At 53.5% G+C, this 16,898-nt stretch carries 17 protein-coding genes and 1 pseudogene; 3 read left to right on the top strand and 15 right to left on the bottom strand.

The features are described from left to right. Positions 1-55: 55 nt before the first annotated feature. From GS636_RS12730 to GS636_RS12680, 11 genes are all read right to left on the bottom strand, one after another. Positions 56-1,585 carry an acyl-CoA dehydrogenase family protein gene (locus GS636_RS12730; protein ID WP_171669720.1) on the bottom strand — a complete coding sequence of 510 codons (1,530 nt, stop codon included), beginning with the start codon at positions 1,583-1,585 and terminating at the stop codon, positions 56-58. A gap of 99 nt (positions 1,586-1,684) precedes the next feature. Then, entirely contained in the window at positions 1,685-2,149 is a 465-nt protein-coding gene (locus GS636_RS12725; RefSeq protein ID WP_171669719.1) for a DUF3237 domain-containing protein, read from the bottom strand. Beyond that, a complete protein-coding gene (locus GS636_RS12720; protein WP_171669718.1) occupies positions 2,149-3,021 on the bottom strand; it encodes an amidohydrolase family protein in 873 nt (290 codons plus the stop codon). The genes GS636_RS12725 and GS636_RS12720 overlap by 1 nt, the downstream gene beginning before the upstream one ends. A gap of 15 nt (positions 3,022-3,036) precedes the next feature. Further along, positions 3,037-4,854: a feruloyl-CoA synthase gene (locus GS636_RS12715; protein ID WP_171669717.1), complete on the bottom strand. Its 1,818-nt coding sequence runs from the start codon at positions 4,852-4,854 to the stop codon at positions 3,037-3,039. 11 nt (positions 4,855-4,865) lie between these two features. Next, positions 4,866-5,339 (bottom strand): MarR family winged helix-turn-helix transcriptional regulator, encoded by a 474-nt coding sequence (locus tag GS636_RS12710; RefSeq protein ID WP_171669716.1) that lies wholly within the window; start codon positions 5,337-5,339, stop codon positions 4,866-4,868. A 4-nt stretch (positions 5,340-5,343) separates the two neighbouring features. Beyond that, positions 5,344-6,111 carry a crotonase/enoyl-CoA hydratase family protein gene (locus GS636_RS12705; RefSeq protein ID WP_171669715.1) on the bottom strand — a complete coding sequence of 256 codons (768 nt, stop codon included), beginning with the start codon at positions 6,109-6,111 and terminating at the stop codon, positions 5,344-5,346. Positions 6,112-6,121: 10 nt separating this feature from the next. Continuing rightward, positions 6,122-6,886, bottom strand: a complete 765-nt coding sequence (locus GS636_RS12700; protein ID WP_171669714.1) for an SDR family NAD(P)-dependent oxidoreductase — start codon at positions 6,884-6,886, stop codon at positions 6,122-6,124. Between the two features lie 92 nt (positions 6,887-6,978). After that, positions 6,979-8,292 (bottom strand): TRAP transporter large permease, encoded by a 1,314-nt coding sequence (locus GS636_RS12695; RefSeq protein WP_171669713.1) that lies wholly within the window; start codon positions 8,290-8,292, stop codon positions 6,979-6,981. Continuing rightward, positions 8,289-8,873, bottom strand: a complete 585-nt coding sequence (locus GS636_RS12690; protein WP_171669712.1) for a TRAP transporter small permease — start codon at positions 8,871-8,873, stop codon at positions 8,289-8,291. Before GS636_RS12690 ends, GS636_RS12695 begins: the two co-directional genes overlap by 4 nt. A gap of 56 nt (positions 8,874-8,929) precedes the next feature. Beyond that, positions 8,930-9,967, bottom strand: a complete 1,038-nt coding sequence (locus GS636_RS12685; protein ID WP_171669711.1) for a TRAP transporter substrate-binding protein — start codon at positions 9,965-9,967, stop codon at positions 8,930-8,932. Between the two features lie 433 nt (positions 9,968-10,400). Then, a complete protein-coding gene (locus tag GS636_RS12680) occupies positions 10,401-10,829 on the bottom strand; it encodes a MarR family winged helix-turn-helix transcriptional regulator (protein WP_171669710.1) in 429 nt (142 codons plus the stop codon). 159 nt (positions 10,830-10,988) lie between these two features. Between GS636_RS12680 and GS636_RS12675 the strand changes: the two genes are divergently transcribed. Beyond that, on the top strand, positions 10,989-12,887 hold the full coding sequence (locus tag GS636_RS12675; protein ID WP_171669709.1) for an FAD-dependent monooxygenase: 1,899 nt from the start codon (positions 10,989-10,991) through the stop codon (positions 12,885-12,887). A 72-nt stretch (positions 12,888-12,959) separates the two neighbouring features. Here the strand turns inward: GS636_RS12675 and GS636_RS12670 are convergent, their stop codons facing one another. Then, entirely contained in the window at positions 12,960-13,208 is a 249-nt protein-coding gene (locus GS636_RS12670; RefSeq protein ID WP_253762769.1) for an isocitrate/isopropylmalate family dehydrogenase, read from the bottom strand. A gap of 28 nt (positions 13,209-13,236) precedes the next feature. Further along, a pseudogene (locus GS636_RS12665) lies at positions 13,237-14,127 on the bottom strand (LysR family transcriptional regulator). 207 nt (positions 14,128-14,334) lie between these two features. On the opposite strand from GS636_RS12665, the gene GS636_RS12660 reads away from it, so the two are divergent. Continuing rightward, the gene (locus tag GS636_RS12660) at positions 14,335-15,042 is read left to right on the top strand and encodes an IS6 family transposase (protein ID WP_171669708.1); all 708 of its coding nucleotides are present in this window, start codon (positions 14,335-14,337) and stop codon (positions 15,040-15,042) included. Between the two features lie 76 nt (positions 15,043-15,118). Then, positions 15,119-15,442 carry an IclR family transcriptional regulator C-terminal domain-containing protein gene (locus tag GS636_RS12655; protein ID WP_171669707.1) on the top strand — a complete coding sequence of 108 codons (324 nt, stop codon included), beginning with the start codon at positions 15,119-15,121 and terminating at the stop codon, positions 15,440-15,442. A gap of 118 nt (positions 15,443-15,560) precedes the next feature. Here the strand turns inward: GS636_RS12655 and GS636_RS12650 are convergent, their stop codons facing one another. Then, complete coding sequence (locus GS636_RS12650; RefSeq protein ID WP_171669706.1) at positions 15,561-16,361, bottom strand: glutathione S-transferase family protein; 801 nt, start codon at positions 16,359-16,361, stop codon at positions 15,561-15,563. A 4-nt stretch (positions 16,362-16,365) separates the two neighbouring features. Next, positions 16,366-16,809 (bottom strand): cupin domain-containing protein, encoded by a 444-nt coding sequence (locus GS636_RS12645; RefSeq protein ID WP_171669705.1) that lies wholly within the window; start codon positions 16,807-16,809, stop codon positions 16,366-16,368. Positions 16,810-16,898: the final 89 nt, after the last annotated feature.

The following is a 16,898-nucleotide window of genomic DNA, read 5'->3' as shown; positions in this document are numbered from 1 at the left end:
TCTGAGGAGTCGTCTGGTGAAAGCGTTTAGTTCCGCTGTTTATCGGTGCCAAACGTCAACCGCAGATCCGCGCGATCCGTTCCGGTTCAGGATGGTGCTCTGCAGCGGTACACAAACGGGCACGCAGACAGGCCAGTAAGGTTTCGGTGGTCGCCTGCATGAATGAATGGGCAAGTCCGGATGGATCACTTCTAGACAGCTCTGCGCGGCCCTGTCGCCAGCTTTCATAAGTTAAAGTGATTTTGGAAGATTGCCATCTAGCGCTCTCTTTCTCAACAAATGCTTCAAAGGCATCACCTGCCGGTCCTTGGGCGAGTCGTGTCGCCAGCATGCGCGCATGTATTCCGTTGGCCCCCTCATAGATTGTCGTGACCCGTGCATCGCGATAGGTCTGTTCGATCCGATACTCGCGCAGATAGCCATAACCCCCTAAAACCTGCATTCCCAGTTCTGCAGCGCGCATACCTGCCTCGGTGCAATAGACCTTGGTAACGGGCGTCAAAAACTCGACCAGATCAGGATTGCTGCCATCTTCCAGCGTGACGAAGGCAAGATGCGCCATTGCCCGACCGCTGATTGTCAGCCAGTCAATTTCGTCCAGCATGCGGCGCACGTCTGCATGTTGTTCCAATGTGACCTGAGCTCCGTCTGAACCCCGCCCCTGAATGCGTTCGGCTGCATAGCTGCTGGCTATGTCATAGGCGCGCGCGGCATGGGCAACCCCTTGCAAGGCAACATCTGCGCGGGCGTGGTTCATCATCGTGAACATTGCCGTCAGGCCCTGACCTTCTTGCCCGATCAACTCAGCCTGCGCCTCGTCGAACGCCAACTGACAGGTGGGAGAGGCGTGAAGCCCCATTTTCTCTTCAATCCGGGTCACGCTGACCGCATTTCGGCTGCCATCGGGCAGGGTGCAGGGGCAAAGAAACAGCGACAAGCCTTTGACACCATCATTAGAGGTGCGTGCAAGAACCAGATGTAGAATCCGCTTGCTGATGTTCTGATCCCCGCCCGAAATAAAGATCTTCTCGCCCGTGATGGACCAGCCTTCGTTACTCTGTTCCGCTTTGCATCTTACGCGTGAAAGATCAGATCCCGCACCAGGTTCGGTCAGACACATCGTCGCCAGCGTTTCCCCGGAGGCAAGCGGCGGCAGGTGGCGGTTTTTCTGATCTTCGGTGCCAAAGCGCAGCAGCGTTCGCGCCGCGCCGGGGACAAGACCCGTCACCATCTGCATGCTGTGATTGGCGCCGGAAAAGATCTCGGACGTGATCGCGAGCATCAGCGCGTCCATGCCCTGACCGCCATAGGATTCGGGCACAGTCAACGACGGCCAACCCTGTTCTGCATAAGCGGCGTAGGCGGCACCAAATCCATCGGGCATCGAGACGCGACCGTTGCGCAGCGCGCATCCCTGCATGTCACCGGGTTCGTCCAAGGGCGCAATTTCGCCTTCGGCGAAAGCTGCGAAATGCCCCCCGATCTCGGAGGCAAATTCGCTATCCCAGTTAGCCAAGGCGCCTGCCTCGGCAATGTGGTTGAGCGAAAACATAATGTCTTCTAGAGGGGCCTGGAACGGTTTCATTCTGTGTCTCCAATAGGGAAGAACGTCAGGTATCATTCGTTCTAGAATGGGACCGGTGCCGCTGTTCCCATCTTTTTGATTTCGGTAGTGTAGGGCGGGCTAGCAAACCCGGTGATAGGCGATTTCCACGGCACCAGACCGGCGGATACCAGCGCAGATGAACAGGGTATTGTTCACCCAGCGGTATCGTTCGTCGCCGGTTTCCAGACGAGCAGCGGTACGCATGTAATACAGCGCAGGGTCCACATCTTCACCTTTGGCAAGGCAGTCCATGACTTCGGCTGGTCCGTGCCGCGTGCCGATGTTGACGATTTCGATTACAGCGCCGTCTCTGGTGCGCAGGGCATATCGCGTGTCCAAATGAGTTGCGCCGTCTTCGAATATCGTTTGCCAGTCAGCGCCGAGGTTTAGAACGTCACCTGTAATGTCAGGTCCTAGCGCCGCACCCCCAACAATTGGAATGATGCGGCGTTGACCAGCCCGTCCTTGCCCAAGCGAGAGGGGAGAGGACAGCTCGACCCGAAGGGTAAAGCTATGTTCGAGAGTAGGGACGGGGATCTGCATTAGTCCATCAGCCCCAGCAGGCGTGCGGCATTGTTCTTGATTATGTCCTCGCGCAGGTGGTTCTTGATATCGATTGCTTCGAAATCAGCCAACCAGCGTTCCGGTGTGATCATTGGCCAGTCAGAGCCGAACAGCACCTTTTTCCTAAGGATCGAATTGCAATACCGCACTAGGATAGGGGGGAAGTATTTTGGCGACCAGCCCGACAGGTCGATATAAACGTTGGGCTTGTGCTGCGCGACTGAAAGCGCCTCTTCCTGCCAAGGGAAGGACGGGTGCGCCATAATGATCTTCATGTCCGGGAAGTCGACGGCAACATCGTCAAGAAACATGGGGTGCGAGAATTTCAGGCGCATCCCATTGCCTCCAGGCATGCCGCTGCCTACACCGGTCTGCCCAGTGTGGAACAGGCCAATGCACCCATGCTCTGCCAACAAATCATAAAACGGATATGCCATACGGTCATTGGGATAAAAGCCCTGCATCGTCGGGTGAAATTTGAACCCCTTGACGCCGTGGTCTTCGATCAAACGGCGGGCTTCGCGCACTGCCATTTTGCCTTTCCAGGGATCAATTGATGCAAAGGGGATCAGGATATCGCTGTTGCGGCTTACCTGCTCAAGCACTTCGTCATTCGAAAAGCGGCGATAGCCGGTTTCGCGTTCGGCATCGACCGGAAAAATCACCGCTGCAACGTTCTGCGCGCGAAAATGAGCTGCCGTTTCATCAATGGTCGGTTGCACGATCTTGGCGTTGAAGTATTTCGCCATGGCCGCTTGCAGGTCATCATAGCCATCGTCGCTGTGGCACCCGCAAGGTTCTTCGGCATGCGTATGAATATCGATTGCGCGGACTTTGGAGATATCAACCATATCCGTGTTCCTTTCTTAAATCGAAACAGTTACTGGATCGGCATTGTTGTACAGCCGTTCCAACAGGTCTTTGCGTCTTGTAAGCACCTTTCGGAAATTAAGGTTTCCCTTGGCCGTCATCTCACCTTCCGGCATCGAAGCGGGCTCACTAAGAACGATCGCGCGCGAGATCAGCGTCGAACTGCCCGAGATTTCCCGTGCCCGCTCAGCAAGACGGCGATGGATTTCTCCTTGCAGCAATTTGCAGACATAGGCGCCATCCTGGTCGTTCACATCAAACCCTTCGCGTTTCAGCTCAGCCATGTCTGGGAAAATCATCACGCCGATTTGATCCCGGTCGGCTCCAGTTATCACCAGATCAGTCGCCAGCGGCGCAAGGCAGGTCAGCATATCCATACGCAACTGGGCTGCACGGACCCATGTACCGGTCAACAGCTTGAAGTCTTCTGAAATGCGGCCGTCAAACTTCATGCCCTTGTTGACGTCATTCATGTCGATGAACTGCATTGCGTCGCCAGTGATAAAGAAACCTTCTTCGTCAAAAGCGTCTTTGGTCTTGTCAGGTGCTTTAAAATACCCCGGCATCAGGTTCGGGCCTTTGACCCGCATTTCACAACGCATGTCTTCATCGGGGATAAGTTTGAGCGTCACACCGTTCATAGGCACGCCAACAATGCCCGACCGATCGATCGGTTCGCTTTGCATCATAGTGGCGGGGGCCGTTTCGGTTAGCCCCCAGGACGATGTCATCAGGGGAATTTCACCCTTGACCTCCATGGCCATGTTCTCGAAGCCCGTCCAGATTTCCTGTGGAAGAGACGCGCCAGCGTAGAATACAAGATCGAGGTCCTGGAAAAAGCGTTTGCGCAGATCGGTATCGTTCTGCAGCGCGCCAAGCAACATGGAATACCCGGCAGGGACGTTAAAGCTGAGTGTACCTGTTACCATCGACAGGTTTTCAAGCGTGCGGTCGAACAGGCCTTTGACCGGTTTGCCATCGTCGATATAAAAGCTGCCCCCATTGGCGAGCATCATGTTGAAGTTGTGTGATCCGCCAAACACATGGTTCCATGGCAGCCAATCGACAACGCGCGGCGGCCGGGTGCGCAAAAAGGGTAGGGCGTCTGCCAACATAGTCTGGTTGACGCACATCATGCGTTGGGTGGTCATGACGCCTTTGGGTGCCGAGGTTGATCCACTGGTCATCAGAATCTTGGCTACACTTTCAGGGCCAACTTTGGCGTAGGCGGCTGCCAGATCAACGCTTGCATCACCCTTCAGCAGCTCCTCGAACGGAGTCACATTGGGTTTTTGTCCCGTGCGCGAGGCGATAATCTCGATACCGTCGAGCGCATCCAGAGCCAATGCTTCGCCATATTGATCCGCATCGATGACATACGCCATCTTTGGGCCCACCAGTTCGATCGCGTGTCGCAGTCGACCATGTGCTCCGTGGATCAGTGAATATTGTTCGGCCACCGGCGCTGTAGGTATGCCCACATATTGCGCTGCCAATGACAGCAGCCCGTGGTCAACACCGTTGCCCGACATGATGATAATCGGGGTGTCAGGACCCATGCCGCGCGCCAGCAATGCGCTGGCGATTGCGCGAACTTTTTGCAAGGTGCTCGCATAGCTTTCCTCGCGCCAGCCTGCGCCGCTGCGTTCTGCGATGAAGGTGCGGTCCGGAACCTTCTTTGCCCAGTCCTGCAGCCAGACGCCGGTCTTCTCAACAACCGGGCCCAATGCATAGTTGGAACGCAGCAGGATGGTGCCGTCGGGCCGGTCTTCGCGAGCAACCGAGTGGGCCAGAAACTCTGAGGTGCGTTTCAATTTCCTGTCTCCTATCTGGATTTCTCGATCGCTTTCATCGCGGTCAAAACAGTGTCGAGTGTGTCTTGATCGATACCGCGCAGCAGCTGCTTTTCATGTGCAGAAACTGCGGCAACTGCCTTGTTGTAAAGCTGCCGACCGGCCAGCGTCGCCTTGAGAGCGTAGGCGCGGCGGTCGGTCGGCACGCGGTCGCGCACGATCAACTCGCGGCGTTCCAGCTCGTCGATGATGACCACAAGGTTTGGGCGTTCGATGTCCATCGCATCAGCCAGCTGAGACTGGCGCAGGCCAGGGTTGTCGACGATCATAACCAGCGCGGTGTAGGTCAACATACGCAGATCAAAGGGCTTTAGCGTTCGGGTTAGATCGTTTTGGACAACGTTGAAGGCGCGTTTCATGTGGTAGCCGATAAAGCCACGCAACGTGCTATCGTCGACGTCTATGACTTCGGCGGCTTCAGTTGTGGAAGATACAGTTTTTTTCATCGTCCTACCTGAAGTTTGGGGCGCGCTTTTCAAGGAAAGCGTTTAAGCCCTCCTGTGCGTCGGGAGTGGTTTGTGAGAGGGCAGCGGCAAGAGATTCTGTGTACAGCCCATCGGCCTGAGACATGTCGTTGATCCGGGAGATCGATTGAACCATCAGATAGTTTGACAAGGGGGCGTTGCGGGAAACCTTACCGGCCAGTGTTCGCGCCAACTCCATCGCCGTTCCATCTGCGACTGAGTAATGCGCAAGGCCCAATGAAAGCCCTTCGTCCGCACCGTATTTGCGACCGGTGAGCATCATCTCGGTCATGCGATCCGGCCCTAACAGGCGACCAACGCGCGCCGTGGCGCCACCGCCAACAAAGATACCACGCCGACCCTCGGGAAGCTGAAAAATGGTGGATGCTTCTGCAATTCTAACATGCGTAGACGCGGCCATCTCCAAGCCGCCACCGATTACAGCGCCGAACATTGCCGAGACTGTGATCAGCCCCCCAAACTGGATCTTCTCCATGACGGTATGCCAGTGGCGCGAATGATGCAGGTTGTCTTCGGCGGAGCGGTGGACATGCTCGGACAAATCCAGACCCGAACAATAGTGGCCCTCCACGCCAGTCAGGATAACAACGCGAACATCTGCTGGTGGATCGAAGTAGAAGGCTTGTAGCGCCTCCAAAAGCTCTTCGCACATTGCATTGCGTTTGCCCGGACGATTCATGGTCAAAGTCGCGATCGGGCCTTCGACCTGGATATCGAGAATGGGTTCAGACATAGGGGGCTCCTTAACGAGGCGGCAGACGCACTGCACCATCCAGACGTATTGTGGTTCCGTTCAAGAAAGGATTTTCAACGATTTGTTCGGCCAGCAACGCGAATTCATCGGGTTCACCAAGACGGGCTGGAAAGGGAATGTTCGCAGTGATTTTTGCTGCAATATCTTCGGGCAGACCCTCCATCATCGGCGTGTGGAATAATCCTGGTGCTATCGCCATGACGCGAATGCCGTTTTGGGCAAACTCGCGTGCAGCGGGCAGACACATCGAGGCAATCGCGCCTTTCGACGCTGCATAGGCTGCTTGGCCCAATTGACCATCTTGCCATGCAACCGAGGCCGTATTGATGATCACGCCACGTTCGCCGTCGGATAGCGGTTCCAAATCGAGCATGCGTTTGGCCGCATAGCTCATGACGTTATAGGTGCCGAACAGGTTCACGCGCAGGGTTTTCTCAAAGACATCGAATGAGAGTTTCCCTTCACGCCCAACTATGCGTGCGGCCATGCCAACACCGGCACAACTGACTGCGATGCGAGGCGCGGAACCTAGGGTCCCGGTGACTGTGTCAAATGAAGCGGCAACTGCAGCTTCATCGGCAACATCCGTTTGCACGGCAACACCATCAATCTCCTGCGCGACCTGGCTAGCCGCTTCGATGTTGAAATCCAGGATGGCAACCTTTGCGCCCTGGGCAGCAAAGCGACGCGCGGTGGCTGCTCCCAGACCGCTACCACCCCCGGTGACCAGAGCAACATTTCCGCTTAAGTACATGAGGGAACCTCCATTTTTGTATGATCTATCATTGTTTTGTCTCATATCTATTTTTTTGGATAGACGGCGCACCGTTTACTAAGTTGTTTCGTTTATGGAATTAGAAAGAGCGTGACGGCGGGGAAAAGCACCAAAATGATGACCCGGACAATGTCAGAAGTGACGAACCACATTACAGCCTTGTAGGTTTCTACCATTGGGGTGCTGCGATCCATTGCGTTGATGATAAAGAGGTTCATCCCGACTGGAGGCGTGATTAGTCCGACCTCCACAACAATTAGAACCAATATCCCAAACCAAATGGCGACATGTTCGGGACTCATTCCAAAATCTAGAACGCTGATGACCGGAAAGAAGATCGGGATCGTCAGCAGAATCATTGAAAGGCTATCCATTAGGCAGCCAAAGACCAGGTAGAACGCCAGGATCAGGGTTAGTACCATCCACGGGCTCAGACCCAGGCCAACAACCCAATTGGAAAGCTCCTGAGGCACCTGAGTCAACGCAAGGAAGCTGTTGTAAAGGCCCGCGCCCAACACAATGAAAAAGATCATTGCGGTGCTGGTTGCCGTAGCAATGATGCTTTCCACAAAGACTTTCCAGTTTAAATTTCCCGAGACCAGAGCGATCAACCCTGTACCCGCGGCCCCTACTGCAGCGCCTTCTGTGGGTGTAAACCAACCCAGATAGATTCCTCCCACCACAAGGCCGAACACCAAAAGTACAGGCCATACATCCAAAAGCGCGCGCATGCGCTCTGCATATGGGATGGCCTCACGCGTTCCAGCAGAGTCAGGGTAAAGCCGGACGTAAATTGAGATTGTGATTATATAACCGATCGCGGCCAGAATGCCTGGTACAAAGGCTGCAAGGAACAGCTTTGCGATGTTTTGTTCGGTCAGTATTGCGTAGATTACAAGGATCACTGATGGCGGGATGAGAATCCCCAGGGTACCACCGGCCGCCAGCGTCGCAGTCGAGAAACCACCAGAATAACCATACCGACGAAGCTCTGGTAAGGCGACCCGGCTCATGGTCGCTGCTGTCGCCAGCGATGATCCGCAAATTGCACCAAATCCGGCGCATGCACCGACTGCGGCCATCGCAACGCCACCCTTGCGATGCCCAAGCCAGCTTTCGGCCGCTTTGAATAGGGCCGACGACATGCCGGAAAGGGTGGCAAATTGGCCCATCAACAAAAACATCGGGATGATGGTCAGCGAGTAACTGGAGAACGTCGAATAGGTTTCGGTCTTTAGCTTGGCCATGAACATATTGGTTCCGCCCATGGCAAAAAAAAGTCCGCCGATACCGCATAGAAACATCGCAAGGCCAATCGGCGCGCGCAGAAAAATCATAGTCAGAAGGATTGGAAAGGACAGGTAGCCCAACTCAAGCATGCTCAATGGACTGCCTCCCCGGCATAAGGAAGTATGTGACGTCCGGTAACCAATTCAACGACTCGCGCGATGGCGCAGTAGATGGCAACCACTGAGGCGACGACAGCAGCGAGGAAGCTCAGCCCATAGGCCCACCACACCGGGAATTGCAAAAGGAAGGTGGTTTCACCGTAGGCCATCTTGCTTTCCATTCCGACGTACAAACGCCATGTTATAAGAACGATCACGGCTGTGAGGACCAATTCCCAGAAGGTAATGAGGGCCTTGTTTGCTTTGATTGGAAGTGCGTTTGTGAATACATCGACCGTCGCGTGGCTGCTGTAGAGCTGGCATATCGGCAAAAAAGCAAAGATCGAAAAGGCGACACCGGCCTCCACTAGCTCAAAGTCCCCGTTTAGTGGACCAACGCCTGTAGCAATTAATGCACTGGCAGCAGAGTCAGAGATGGATTTCAAAAACTCTGAATGACCAAACGTATTCAGCCCGCGTCCGATGACGCTGACGCATGTCAACACGACCAACAGGGTTAGGACCAGTCCACCTGTGATGGCCATGAAGCGCGCAAAGCGTTCCACCAATCTCTGCATGATGATCTCCGGATAAGTGTCCCCAGAGCTTTAGATCGCTCTGGGGAGGAAGTCGCTTAGTTCGAGTGTTGCTCGATCAGTTCAAGCGCTCGGGAACGGAGGCCAGTACCGTCCATTCCTTTTTCGTCCATTTCGGCAATCCAGGCATCAGTGGTGGGCTGCGCGGCAGCTTTCCACTCCGCAACCTGTTCTGGCGACAACGTTATTATATTATTGCCGCGATCCACGGCCTGCTGTCGTGGGCCTTCGTCGTCCATTTGCATCTGTTTGCCAGCAAATGCCGAGAACTCAAGGCCTGAGTTTGCATCAATGATTGCTTTCAGGTCGTCAGGCAGAGCATCCCAGCGGTCCTTGTTCATCGCGAAGATGAAGGTCGTGGTGTAAAGCGAGTCATCACCAAAGGTGGTGTGGTTGTCGACCAGCTCATTCACTTTTAGGGCGCCGGTGACCTCCCAAGGGATGACTGTGGCGTCGATTACCCCTTTGGACAGTGCTTCAGGAACCGCGGGGACGGGCATGCCTACCGGCGTCGCTCCCAACGAGCCAAACATACCATTGGTCACGCGCGTCGGTGCGCGAAGTTTGACACCGTTTAAGTCTCCTACACTTTCAATTGGCTTCTTTGAGTGGATCAAACCTGGTCCATGTACCCAGAGACCAAGAACCTTCAATTGCTTGAAGTCTTCATCCATCATCGTCTCTTCCGCTAATTCCCAATACGCACGGGACATGGCTTCGGCATTTGTCATGGTAAAAGGCAGCTCAAATACCTCGGTGCGCGGGAATCGACCCGGCGTGTATCCCGCAACAGTCCACACGATGTCCGCCACTCCGTCGATGGCCTGATCAATCAGTTCAGGGGGTTTCCCGCCGAGCTGCATGGCTGGGAAGCGCTGGATTTCGATGCGCCCGTCGGATTCGGCTTCGATCTTATCCGCCCAGACATCGAGAATGTTTTTGGGAACATTTGCCTTTGCGGGCAGGAATTGATGCATGCGCAAAGTAACGTCTGCCGCGAATGCACTCGTGGTCACGGCGCTAAAGGCAATTGCTGCTACCGCAGTCTTGAGAATGGTTCTGCGAGTCTTATTCATGGTCTCCTCCCTTGATGACCTCAAAGCCGTTGTGTCATCGACAACAATTGGCCTCTACAATGATTATATCGCATAACAATATGCATCTAGCTTTTTTCGTTCTTTCGGTTCTTGTAGTTGGCATAGGCCGGGGTGTAGTGGGTCTGACTCTTGCGCGTTTCAATAACAGTTCATTGCTTTTTGTATGACTTTTAGGCGCCGGGTTAGCCGGTACTAAAACTGCTTAGATCTCCACCCAATCCCGCGCAGACAGCAAGCTATGCCCGCAACTAGAACTCCTCCAGAAAGTAGTTTGCCTATACAAACCCAAAAGGTAAATTGATGATTTATAGGTTATAGTTTCCAATTTTAGAAACTATAACGTTGCCTTCTATGGGTTGGTCGGGATGTGAAATTGGTTCACTAAGTGCAGAATCAGCTTCAATTTGGCGTTCTAGGCCTTGTCTTCTCGCAGGGCGGTTTCAATCAACTTTAAAAATACATCACGGCTTACGTCATCCAGCCCGTCCAAAATGTCATTTTGAAGATTGAATACGACTGGAAGAGCCTTTTGAAAAAGCTCGTTGCCTGCTTCTGTCAGTCGCACTTCGCGTGCACGTCGATCTTTGGTGCTTACTGTGCGTACTACCAATCCTTTCTTCTCAAGCCGATCGATTACGCCTCCGATGGTGGCGCGATCATAAGCAATGAGAGTCGCGATCTGAGCCTGATCCAATCCGGGTACTGAGCGAATGGCGTCCATTGCCGAAAACTGGACAGGCGTTAGATCCAATCCTTCTTGTTGAAGTTTGGACGCAAAAACCTGTGTGGACTTCTGGTGCAAACGCCGGATCAGGTGTCCGGCCATGCGAGTCGCTTTCATAGAGGCCTCAAAGGTTGGGTCTTCTGGTTTCGGTAGTCTCCAGCAGATACAATTAGGATGCAATAAGATATGTGTACATATTATTCTTGCGCCTTTTGATTAATAAGTATACATACTAATTTGAACTTTCGTTCGATGTGCACAATAAGGGGGATGACGATGCAATTTTACCTGGACGGCTTTCGTGGTGGTGACCCAGACATAAAAAATGCGTCGCCCAGGCGGCGAGACATGTCAGAGCACGCTCCGCTACCCGAAAAAGTTGATGTTCTTATCGCTGGAACCGGACCTGCAGGATTGTGCCTAGCGGCGCAGCTGTCGCAGTTTCCCGAAATCGAAACCATGATCGTGGAGCGTGATCCGCGAAATATCAACAAAGGTAAAGCCGACGGCATCAATATCCGCACCATGGAAATGTTTCAGGCCTTTGGAATTGCCGAGACAATCAAGCGCGAAAGTTACTGGGTCAACCAAACCAGCTTCTGGATGCCTGATCCTAAGAAGCCAGAAAACATCAAGCGCATTGGGCGTGTCCAGGACGTGGCGGATGACTCATCGGAAATGCCTCATATTTTGATAAATCAAGCGCGCCTGCATCAGTTGTTTTTGAATGTGATGGCAAATTCACCTGCCCGATTGGCACCAGACTACAGCTGGTCTGTAAAAGACGTGCAAATCGATACGAGCATCGATGACTACCCGGTTACCGTCACGCTTGAAGATACGGGTGTAGATTGGGGACAAACCCGCAAGGTGCGCGCAAAATACGTTGTCGGCTGCGATGGAGCGCGATCCAACGTGCGCCGTGCCATAGGTGGGAAACTGAACGGTGACACGGCGCATCAAGCCTGGGGTGTTATGGATATACTGGCGAATACGGACTTTCCGGATGTGCGTCAGAAATGTTTGATCACTTCAGCGCGTGAGGGAAACATACTCATCCTACCGCGCGAAGGTGGTTATCTTTTCCGCATGTATGTCGAGTTGGAAAAGTTGCGAGAAGATGAGCGGGTGGCCGAACGAGGATTTGATGAAGCAGACATGATCGCGGCGGCCAATCGGATAATGAACCCTTACACAGTCGATGTGAAAGAAGTCGTCTGGTGGTCCATATATGAGATTGGCCATCGTATAACCGACCGGTTTGATGATGTCCCCGAGAGCGAAGCTGTAACGCGAACCCCACGTGTCTTTACCGCTGGGGACGCGTGCCACACTCATAGCCCCAAAGCAGGTCAGGGGATGAATGTGTCAATGCAAGATGCTTTCAACCTTGGCTGGAAGCTGGCGCATGTTTTGCAGGGGCGTTGTTCTCCCAGCTTGCTGCATTCCTATTCCGCCGAACGTTGGGTCGAAGCAAAGCGATTGGTTGAAACCGACCACGCATGGGCCCGCATCATGTCAGCACCACCAGGTCAAAGTGAGCTCGACGACGGTGATGAGCCTCGTTTTGTTCGGGCCTTCAAAGAGAACCTTGAGTTCACGGGTGGTCTGGCTGTGAAATATGACCAATCCAAGCTTATCGGAGCACCAACCCATCAAGCTCTTGCAGCGGGTCAGGTGATTGGAAAAAGGTTCCATTCTGCTCCAGTGGTGCGGGTGTCGGATGCCAAACAAATGCAACTGGGTCACGTTGCATTGGCGGATGGCCGGTGGCGGATCTTTGCGTTCGCTGGCCGCGATCACGAGCCCATCTACCAACTTGCCGAATGGATGGAGCAGAACGAGAATTCGCCTGTCATGAAAAACATCCGACCGGAAGAATGCGCCGATGCCCTAATCGACCTACGCGTGGTATTTCAGGAAACCTTTGACCAACTTACCTACGAGGAAATGCCATCGCAGCTTAAGCCTAAAAAAGGCAAACTTGGGTTGCAGGATCACGAGAAAGTTTTTTGTGTCGATCACAAAGGGCAGGGTGACATCTACGAAATGCGTGCGATCAATCGCGTTGATGGGTGCACTATAATCGTGCGTCCCGACCAATATGTCGCCAATGTCCTACCTCTAGCAGATTGGGACTCTCTAGCTCGTTTCTTTGAAGAGATTTACGGTTAGACACCACTCAATAGGGGACTGTCGATACGGCGACAAGCAGTTGTCTCCACGCTCGCCCTGACGCCCAGAGGGCTAAGTGTTTTCACCTCGGATTGCATCACAGACCGCGTCTGTCACTTGTGGGGTCGTTGCGTTCCCTCCTACATCTGGTGTCAAAATGCCATCTGCACAGACTTTTTCGACGGCGCGCATCAGGCGGCATGCTGCGCAGGGCTCACCCAGATGGTCGAGCATTTGCGATGCGGTCCAGAATGTGGCTACTGGGTTCGCGATTCCTTTACCGGTGATGTCAAACGCAGACCCATGGATCGGTTCGAACATGGAGGGATAGCGACGCTCTGGGTCAATGTTAGCTTTGAGCTCTAACCGAGCGGCCACGAAACTCTTGAACAAGAAATTCGATAAAGGCGCGCGTTTTTGGCGCCAAGTTTCTTCTGTCTGCAAACATTACGACAATCTCTGTGCTTGGAGGAGCGTAGTCCTCAAGGATATGCACCAATTCACCGGACTTGAACTTCTCCTCCGTCAAATACAAGGGGAGCCTTGCAATCCCAATTCCGGCCAACGTCGCGAATAAAATGACGTCTGTACTGTTCCCCTAAAAACGACCTTGCACCTCAAAGTACTTCGTGTCGCTCGGATTCTGATTCCTCCAATAATTGCGCCCATCACCTTCGGAAACCCTAAGACAGTTATGGCTCGAAAGATCAGAGAAGCTTTCAGGTGCTCCGTAGCGAGCCAAATATGATGGGGCCGCGCATAAGACCCGATGGCTGCTCATTATCCGGCGGGAAATGGTGTCCGGATCTTTAGCTTGTTCGGCAAAACAAACGACTGCGTCATAACCCTCGGCCTGCAAATCAATATTCCGGTCCGTAATATCTAACGCTACTTGCACATCAGGAAACTGGTTCAAGAACTTTGGCAACGCTGGGATCAGTTGTGATTTTCCAAACGCCACGGTAGATGCAACTTTCAAATTTCCTCTAGGATTGCCGTCCAATTGTGAAATCAGGTCATGGGCCTCTTTGCACTTGTCAGCCATCGCTTTGCAGCGGTCATAAAACTCTTGTCCTTCTTGCGTTGGAATAACACCGGTTCTCACGCGGTTGAGTAAACGATGCTTTACGTGGTTCTCGAGAACGCTGATCTGTTTGCTCACCGCCGATGGCGTCTGCCCTAACGACCGCGCGGCAGCCGAAATGCTTCCATGGTCAACCACGGTCGCAAATATCAACATTTGTGAAGCGATATCCATCTACACTTACCAACTATGCCGCTTTGGCAAGGGGGCTGTTCCAAAAACCGTGATTGTGAGCGCTATCAAAGTCAACTATTTCTGCATTGCAGCAGGTACGCTGCGATGCAGCAATAGCTGAGGTGTAACAATGGTCTTGTCAGAAGAAGTTGTCTTGAGGCAGGAAGGACGGTTGCGTAGCTTTTGCACATGACCAAACCTGCCTCATTTAAATACTTTAAAACCAGTCCCGAGATCATCCGCTTGGCGGTTATGCTGTACATCCGTTTCCCGCTCTCGCTTCGGAACGTCGAAGATCTGCTGCACGAGCGAGGCATCGACGTGAGCCACGAAACTGTCCGATACTGGTGGAACAGGTTTGGCCCCATGTTTGCTTCTGAAATCAGGCGGAAGCGTGTTCAGCAATTGAGGGCATACTCCAAATGGAAGTGGCATGTGGACGAGGTTTTCGTAAAGGTGAGTGGCAAGCGGCATTATCTTTGGCGGGCTGTTGATCACGAAGGTGAGGTGTTAGAAGCCGTTGTCACCAAACGCCGAAACAAAGCTGCGGCACTGAAATTCCTCAAGAAATTGATGAAGCGACACGGTTGCGCCGAAGAGATCGTCACAGATCGCTTCGCTTCCTACACGCCAGCGCTCAGAGAAATGGGCGCACTCGATAAACAACAGACGGGCAGGTGGCTCAACAACCGCGTGGAGAATTCGCACCTGCCGTTTCGACGACGCGAACGCGCGATGCAGCGTTTCAGGCGCATGCGAAGTCTACAGAAATTCGCCTTAGTCCATACCTCTGTCTACAACCACTTCAACCAAGAAAGATCGCTAGCCAGTCGAGACACCTTCAAGCTGACCCGCGCCGCCGCTCTTAGCGAGTGGCGTCAACTTTGTTCCGGATAGGTTCGCGGTTTTCGCAGCAAACTGAGACTGGTTCGAATTCGTCTGACAGCACCCATCCGGTGTGGGTAAAGCCATCATGGCCTTTATGGACAAGGCTGAGTTAGAGAGTCTTTTGACGCCGCTAACACTGGTAAGTCAGACGCCAAATTCAATTACTGACATAAAGGAGTTACAGGAAGAACTCCGTAAATCCAGGCGTCGGGGCTGGACGTTGGACGATGAGGAACGCTTCCCAGGCATGCGTTGTATTGCAGCACCTGTATTCGACTCTTTGGGAAAGGTTGTGGCTGGCGTTTCGATCTCGGGACCAATTACAAGATTTCCAGACAGTAAGCTCGAAACTCTGGCGGTATCGGTCGTCAAGGCAGCGACGGATATCTCAGAAAGACTGCAAAGCTAGTCTTTGGGAGGTTAATTTCCCGCCAATGAGAATCCCTTTTTTGGGTATCTGCATAGAGCCCAAATTGCCCGATTCCGCGCGGCGCATGAATTTCCGTTGCCGAGTATCTACTCCATGGTCATTCGACAAGGCCAAGCTCTTTGTCGGAGGCAGTAACTGCATACTTTTCCTTGGGGGGCATGGGCCTTGACTGCCAGGGCGGTTCGAAAGTGAAGCTTGAAACGCTGCGACCGTCAGGTAGGGCACCGTTTCCGGCCCCGAGCGCGTAGTCGTAGTAAAGCTTGACGATCTCCTCTTCGGTCACCTGCGCAGTTGAGGGATGCGCCATACTTGCATCACGCCACATCCGCACCCGGTCGTACTCTTTGCCGTCGGGAAGATTAAACCCTTCGTAGTAGTCAAGGAACCAAAACCGCTTGAACATCGGGGTAAAAACAGCCTCTGCCAAACCGAAGTCCTCGAACAAGAATGGGCCAGTCGGATTGTAATGACCTAGGAAATCATCAAGGTCTCGATAAAGCGCGAGAAGTTTACTCAAATGCTCATCTCGGCGCGCTTGATCCTGATTCATGACAAAGAGATAGCCTGCCATTGTGAAGGGTCCTTCGCGGGCAATCAGCATCGACTCAATGGCGTGCTCGGCAGGATCACTGCGGCGCAATGGTGGCCCTGGTAGAGCCTCGTCAAGATAGCGCAGTATCACGAGGCTTTCTTTCAAAATACGGCCGTCGCTGGTTTCAAGCACAGGCAAGGCTGTCGTCCCTCGGGTCTTGGCTAGCAATTCGGGATCGCGCGGTTTGGTGATGTCCACGATACGAAATTCTACCGCATCCGTCAGTCCGCGCAGCGCCAGCAGGATTTCCAGTCGCTGCGAGAAGGGACAGACGGGGATATGATAGACAATGTGTTTCTCAGTCATGGCTTCAATCCAACGGCGGGCCGGTAAAGGCCATGTTGTGCCGCTTGGCGCTCTCTTCGATGGCAGGCATGTCTTCTGGGATACGGCACTGACCGGCTGCCATGTCGGAAAAGAAACCTTCGAATCCGCCCGGTGTCAGGATCACGAGATGGCGGCAAGGTTCGTCGTCTGTCACCTTGAAGGTATGCTCCTTGCCTCGTGGGATGAATACGCTTTCGCCGGCCCCTGCGGTAAACTCTTTGCCTTCCAACCAGAACTTGCATGCGCCGGTGAGGATCACGAAGGTTTCGTCTTCGTTGTGATGCACATGGCGCGGAGGCCCGCTACCCGCAGGGGACCAGCTGTCGACGATGGACATATCGCCGCCTGTCTGTTCTGGGCCGAGGATGGTTTTGTATTTTACGCCGAGCCATTCGATAGCTCCGTCGATTTGGGCCATGTCCTTCATCGTTTCTCTCCATTAGCATCGGATTGAAACGAAAGCGCTTCCGTTGACAGAAGCCTATCCGAAAGCCAACCTATCAGGCAAACCGCAAT

This window comes from Ruegeria sp. HKCCD4884 (assembly GCF_013110855.1).
Taxonomy (GTDB): Bacteria; Pseudomonadota; Alphaproteobacteria; order Rhodobacterales; family Rhodobacteraceae; genus Ruegeria.
The sequence above is the reverse complement of the archived record's forward strand: the minus strand, read 5'-3'. Positions and strand labels throughout refer to the sequence as shown.